The following is a 2,149-nucleotide window of genomic DNA, read 5'->3' on the forward strand; positions in this document are numbered from 1 at the left end:
TTTAAGCTATGATCGATATGCCAGTAAGTTCCTTTTTTAGACACTTTTTTATTGATGATGTTACCTTTATTAGTATAAGATGTTAATTCATCAAGCTGTTTATTTAAGCGTTTAATCATATAATAGCTCTAGGTTGTATTAATAAATATTAAGTATTAGTATTTCCTTTTCTTGAAACGAAAATGTTGTACCAGCAGTTTTACCTTTAAGTGCTTGTCCCATAGGAGAAGATAGGCTTATGGCAAAACAATTTTTACCATTTACTTCTAACTTTCCCATGCCTGCGCCTACATAGAAATGTCCTGAAGGTAAAATTACCAGAGCACCAGGCTCTACTGTAGAACAAGACTTGTCAGGATCTATGCGTAGCATTTGATCTAAAGTTTTACGAGTTTCTGCTCCTTGTCTCTTGTACAATTCCTCTTCATTTTGAATCATTGCACGTCCAGTCTCGTATTTATCTCCAGCGCTACTCTTAGTTTCATTACGTTTTGCGTCCATTAAAGAATCAAGATTCGCTTTAATGGTAGTTAAGCGATCGCCTAAAATATCTAAGCAATAGGTATTTATCTCAACTTTAAATTTGAGATATTCATTTTCATTCATAATAAATTGATCTGTGAGTAAATATAATACCTTTGCTTAGTTCTTAAACTTTAAAAAAGCCTCATCACATTAAAAGGATTCAAGGCAAATAAAAGTAATGTTGTTTAAGAATTAAAATGGTCGCGCAACTATATCGATAGTGTGAAGTACACCATTAATAGCCGTTACATCTGTGGAAGAGATAATTACGGGAGTCATCGCGCCATCAGTAAATTGTATACTACCTGTAGAAGTATCAATTATAAAAGGATTTCCGACAATTGTATTTACACTTAATCCATTGCTTATTTCTCCAGCTCGCAAGCGATCGTTTCCTAAAACATGGTATAAAAGTATATCAGCTAAATTAGTCAAATCTAAAATGTCTTGTATAGTATCGAGATCATCCGTAGCGTCTAAATCTACTAATGCTTGAAAACCTTCATTGTCAGGTGCAAAAACCGTAAAAGGAGCTTGCACAGTCCCTACCTGGCTTGATAAAGTAGTGTCTAATCCAGTTATAGATAGACCACTCGATAGATTACTAAATCCTGGATTTGCATCAATTAACGTTGTTAATGTAGGTAAGGCAAGCACCTCGTCTATGATATGGACTACTCCATTATCTACAAAAATATCTTCCTGCAAGGCAGTCGCACTACCATTAAGAACGATAGGTGATGAGGCATCAACAAAAAGATCTAACGACTCAATTTCTTCATCTTTACCGAGTGTTTTAATATAACCACTAGTTATAACATCTGTTTCTAATCTACTTACGATAATATGGTACAATAGGATAGTTCTTAATTGATCCACCGGTACGGTCGCTATATCTGCAAAACCATTTGCTGTAAGAAATTGCATAAAAGCAGCATTATTAGGGGCAAATACAGTGTATATACCTTGAGAATCTAGTGTAGCATCTAGACTCGTGCGTAGGAGCGCCTCATTAAATAGGCTAAGATCAGAATTGCTCTCCGTTAAATCATAGGCAGAGTTATTTGGATCGATACGATTACCATTATCATCAGCATCTTCACAAGAAGTCACGGCTAGTAATAAAACAAGAAGAGTATAGGAGTATTTTTTTAATATTTTCATGAACAGATATTCTTTTTCAGCTTGCAAAATAACGAAAACAAACTGTTTAAATTGTTTAAAAAAGATTCAAATCAATGGAAAGGATTCTTTGATAGTTACAGCGTTTAACATCATAAGAAAAATCTAATGAGAGTAAAATAATAAACAGTGTACCTTATCGTATTTTTGCATCATGGCAAAAGTAGTAGTAGGACTTTCTGGCGGCGTAGATTCTAGCGTTGCCGCATATTTATTAAAAGAACAAGGTCACGAGGTTATCGGTTTGTTTATGAAAAACTGGCACGATGACACAGTAACTATAAGTGATGAGTGTCCATGGTTAGAAGACTCTAACGATGCCATGCTCGTTGCAGATAAGTTAGGTATTCCTTTTCAAACGGTAGATTTGAGCGATCAATACAAAGAGCGCATTGTAGATTACATGTTTGATGAGTATGCTCGTGGACGCACGCCTAATCCA

General features: G+C 35.0%; 3 protein-coding genes. 1 reads left to right on the forward strand and 2 read right to left on the reverse strand.

All coding sequences use genetic code 11. The features are described from left to right. Positions 1 to 138: 138 nt before the first annotated feature. Together A9Q93_RS04915 and A9Q93_RS04920 are read right to left on the reverse strand one after the other, a co-directional pair. On the reverse strand, positions 139 to 606 hold the full coding sequence (locus tag A9Q93_RS04915; protein WP_303686267.1) for a transcription elongation factor: 468 nt from the start codon (positions 604 to 606) through the stop codon (positions 139 to 141). A gap of 111 nt (positions 607 to 717) precedes the next feature. Then, positions 718 to 1,689: a fasciclin domain-containing protein gene (locus A9Q93_RS04920; RefSeq protein ID WP_303686268.1), complete on the reverse strand. Its 972-nt coding sequence runs from the start codon at positions 1,687 to 1,689 to the stop codon at positions 718 to 720. Between the two features lie 172 nt (positions 1,690 to 1,861). Between A9Q93_RS04920 and A9Q93_RS04925 the strand changes: the two genes are divergently transcribed. Then, positions 1,862 to 2,149 (forward strand): asparagine synthase-related protein (locus tag A9Q93_RS04925; protein ID WP_303686269.1); only part of this gene is annotated, 288 nt, incomplete at its 3' end.

This window comes from Nonlabens dokdonensis, assembly GCF_002162835.1.
In the GTDB taxonomy this organism is placed as follows: domain Bacteria; phylum Bacteroidota; class Bacteroidia; order Flavobacteriales; family Flavobacteriaceae; genus Nonlabens; species Nonlabens dokdonensis_B.